Source organism: Mucilaginibacter sp. (genome assembly GCF_028288105.1).
GTDB lineage: Bacteria > Bacteroidota > Bacteroidia > Sphingobacteriales > Sphingobacteriaceae > Mucilaginibacter.
Map to the genome: position 1 here is coordinate 1 of NZ_JAQBOI010000193.1, position 4,039 is coordinate 4,039.

The following is a 4,039-nucleotide window of genomic DNA, read 5'->3' on the forward strand; positions in this document are numbered from 1 at the left end:
TACCGGGTGGTATTGGTGGCGATGGTTACAAGATCTATCTGCTCAACAAAACCTATAAATTACCGGCCAAAAAAGTATTTTGGGCTATCATGTTCGATAGGCTCAGCGGCTTGTGGGCTATAGGCCTTATAACCGTAGCATTGATATTTTTGATCCCGCAAATAGATGTACATATAGGTATCCCTTTAAGCATCTTCATCGTAGCCACTATCATTTACTATTTTGTGGCCTACAAGTTTTTCAGGGAGTACACTCATTATTTTTGGCAGGCGCATTTAAAAGCATTGGCGGTACAATCGCTACAGGTAACGGCCATTGTATTCATACTGTTCGGACAAGATTTTACCGGTAAGTTCTCGCCTTATTTGCTGTCGTTCCTGATATCAGCGTTAGCAACTATTATCCCGATAAGCGTTGGTGGTGCAGGTATCCGCGAAACTGTATTTCAGCAACTATCAAAGGTGTTCCCTATGGATATGGATCTGGCGGTTTTCCTGCCGATATCTTTTTACCTGATCTCTATCATCGTGGCGTTATCCGGCATTTATTATGTGCTGCGCCCAAGCCGATTGGAAGAGGGTTTGCCCAAAACAGAAGATAATTTGGAAAATCAGCAGGCTTAAAATATTTAATATTGAGCTGGTTTTCTGAACCCCAATAAAAGGTAATATTTGTGCAATTTATCTGATACAAACGTTATTTAGCTAAACCTTATTTCCTAATTTTGTGTTTCTAATAAACCCGAAAGCTAAGAAATGAGCGATTTTAATGATTTTAATAACCCGCAGGTTGCGGCATTGCCCCGTCATTTAAAGCAATTTATTGTAGACCAGCACTACGAACATTACACCCCGGTTGACCATGCCGTTTGGCGCTATGTAATGCGCCAGAATTACAGCTATCTAAAAGATGTTGCGTACTATCCGTATATCCCGGGCTTGCAAAAGGCGGGGCTAACCATCGAGAAAATCCCCGATCTGCAGGATATGAATAACGCGCTGGCCAAAATTGGCTGGGGTGCCGTAACTGTTGATGGTTTTATACCGCCCGCCGCCTTTATGGAGTACCAGGCTTACCGTGTGCTGGTTATTGCTGCCGATATCCGCCAGTTAAAACATATAGAATATACACCCGCTCCGGATATTATACATGAGTCGGCAGGGCATGCGCCCATAATTGCCGATAAAGATTACCACGAGTATCTGAGCTATTTTGGTTCGATAGGTGCAAAGGCCATGTTTAGCGCGCAGGATTTTGAATTGTATGAAGCCATAAGGGCATTATCCATATTAAAAGAAATGCCCGATGCGGATGAAGCCGAAATAAAAAAGGCCGATGAGCTGGTTGCCTGGCACCAGGAAAACATGGGCGAACCATCTGAAATGGCCCTGCTTAGCCGCCTGCACTGGTGGACGGTAGAGTACGGACTGATTGGTACGCTGGATAATCCAAAGATCTACGGTGCGGGTTTGCTATCCTCGATAGGTGAGAGTGCCAGTTGTATGCAGGAACAGGTTAAAAAACTGCCTTATACTATTGATGCCGTAAACTACAGCTACGATATTACCAAAACGCAACCACAGTTGTTTGTTACCCCAACCTTCCAAAACCTGATTGATGTGCTGGAAGAGTTTGCCGATACCATGTCGTTCCGCCGTGGCGGGGCATACGGGTTGCAAAAAGCAATTGATAGTAAAAATACCTGTACCGCGGTTTACAGTTCGGGCCTACAGGTGTCGGGTACATTTACCGAGTTCTGGCCTGATAAAAATGGTGAGCCTATATTTATTAAAACAGGTGGCGAAACAGCTTTGGCTGTAAACAATAAGCAGCTAAAAGGGCATGGCAAAAATTATCATAAAGACGGATTTAGCTCGCCGATTGGTAAACTTAAGGGTTATGAAAAATCGCTGGAAGATTTTACTTCCGATGAATTAAGAACCGCCGGAATTGAAACCGGCAAAGAAATTTCCCTGACTTTTGAGAGCGGTATAACCGTGTCCGGAAAAGTGGCGGATATTTTTACAAAAAATAACAAAAATGTGCTAATTAAGGTTGAAAAATGTACGGTTTTGGACGAAAAAGGGCGAGTCCTGTTTGACCCTTCATGGGGTATTTACGACATGGCCGTGGGTGAGCAGATAACCTCTGTATTTTGCGGCGCCGCCGATAAAGATGCGTTCCTGGAGATAACTTATAAATCAAATACCGGCACCCATCATGCCGAGTATGACCAGAAGACTAAAGAGCTTCATGAATTATATCAGCAGGTAAGAAACCGCAGGCATAACGGCGGCGACCTTGGCTTTTTAGGGAATGTGTGGATGATGCTCCAAAAATTTCACCACGACGATTGGCTGTGTGCCTTGGAAATATTAGAACTGCTTGAACATGAAGGTATTGAACAGGAGTTAGCCGCCGATGTAAAACAGTTCTTAGAAGGAAAGGCCGCTGCCCAGCCCGAATACAAAAAGCTAATAAGCGATGGGTTATATTTGATAAAACACCCGGTAGAAGAGAAGTTGGTAGTTTAGATAACAATACTAAATTTGCATATCTATACACAATTAAGTCCCCCTGTAGGGGGTTAAGGGGGTTTATGAATATCATTATAACGGGCGCCAGCAGCGGCGTAGGGTTCGAAGCTGTATTAGAGTTAATATTATCGGGCAAGCATAAAGTGATTGCCCTGGCGCGATCGCAAGATAAGCTGGAGAAGTTACTGGAAATTGCCAAAGGCCTAAATCCTGATTGCGAAGTATATGCCATCGCATTTGATATCGTTCACGATGATTATGCTGGCCTGCAGCAATTTATTACCGCCAATTTTGATGGCAGGGTAGATGTATTGGTGAATAATGCCGGGGTATTAATAAACAAACCCTTTACCCAACTGCTGGAAACCGACTTTGTAGAAATGCTGCAAGGCAACTACATAGGTCATGTGCGTATTATTCAAAGTTTACTAAGGTTTATGGTCGATGGATCGCACATTCTTAATATAGGTAGTATGGGCGCCTTCCAGGGCAGCGCTAAGTTTAACGGCTTGCTGGCTTATTCGGCAAGTAAGGCCGCTTTGCATACGCTAACAGAGTGCCTGGCCCAGGAACTGGTTGAACAGGGCATCAAAGTGAATTGCCTTGCCTTAGGCTCAGCACAAACCGAAATGCTGGAACAAGCCTTCCCAGGCTACGAGTCGCCGGTTATGGCGTTTGAAATGGGTAAATACATCGCCGACTTCGCAGTAACAGGTCACCGCTTTTTTAATGGAAAAGTACTGCCGGTAGCTGTGTCAACGCCGTAGTTTCGGCTAAAGCCGGATTTTTTTTCTTTACTATCCGTCCCATAGATGGGACGGATAGTAAGTAATCCACTGAGATAATTCATTGCCGTTGGCTTCAGCGAACGGCACACAAAGGTATTCTATCGGCTTTAGCCAAATGCTTTATTCCTTACTACTAATTTTTACAAATTCGTTCACCACAACTTCAGTAACATAACGTTTTACATCATCTTTGTCGTTATAATTACGTGATGCCAGTTTGCCTTCAATAATAACGGCGTCGCCCTTTTTTAAGTAATTTTCTGCCATAGTTGCCTGTGTACCCCAAAAAACAATGTTGTGCCATTGGGTATCGGTAATCTTTTCGCCTTTGTCATTTTTATAACTTTCGTTAGTGGCAATTGATAAACGAACCATTTTGCGGTTGTTGTCAAAAGTCCTTACATCCGGGTCCATACCTACATTGCCCATCAGTCTTACGCTGTTTTTAATAGTTGCCATTTTATATTACGTTTTACGTTTAGATAATTATTAACAGCACAAATTTGCGGCTTGGGCTGAAGATTAGTCGGGTACTAATTAGTTATAAGCGGTTATATCCGTTTGCAAACGTTTGCAAGCGGATAATTAAATTGTTATCTTTAGGCTATGATCGCAGAAAGAAAATGTTTGGATTGTGGCACATTACTGCATGGCCGTGCGGATAAAAAGTTCTGTAACGACCTGTGCCGCAATAATTACAATAATCAGCTTAAT

The 4,039-nt window shown here is 43.1% G+C and carries 4 protein-coding genes; 3 read left to right on the plus strand and 1 reads right to left on the minus strand.

Annotated elements, in window-relative coordinates:
- The 3 genes from JWQ85_RS13445 to JWQ85_RS13455 form a co-directional block, all read left to right on the plus strand.
- Positions 1–623: lysylphosphatidylglycerol synthase transmembrane domain-containing protein (locus JWQ85_RS13445; RefSeq protein WP_299468773.1), on the plus strand; the 623-nt coding region annotated here is incomplete at its 5' end.
- Positions 624–755: 132 nt separating this feature from the next.
- A complete protein-coding gene (locus JWQ85_RS13450) occupies positions 756–2,534 on the plus strand; it encodes an aromatic amino acid hydroxylase (protein ID WP_299468775.1) in 1,779 nt (592 codons plus the stop codon).
- A 65-nt stretch (positions 2,535–2,599) separates the two neighbouring features.
- Entirely contained in the window at positions 2,600–3,304 is a 705-nt protein-coding gene (locus tag JWQ85_RS13455) for an SDR family oxidoreductase (protein WP_299468777.1), read from the plus strand.
- Between the two features lie 141 nt (positions 3,305–3,445).
- Here JWQ85_RS13455 and JWQ85_RS13460 read toward each other — a convergent pair whose 3' ends face one another.
- Positions 3,446–3,784 (minus strand): single-stranded DNA-binding protein, encoded by a 339-nt coding sequence (locus tag JWQ85_RS13460; RefSeq protein WP_299468779.1) that lies wholly within the window; start codon positions 3,782–3,784, stop codon positions 3,446–3,448.
- Between the last annotated feature and the right edge of the window lie 255 nt (positions 3,785–4,039).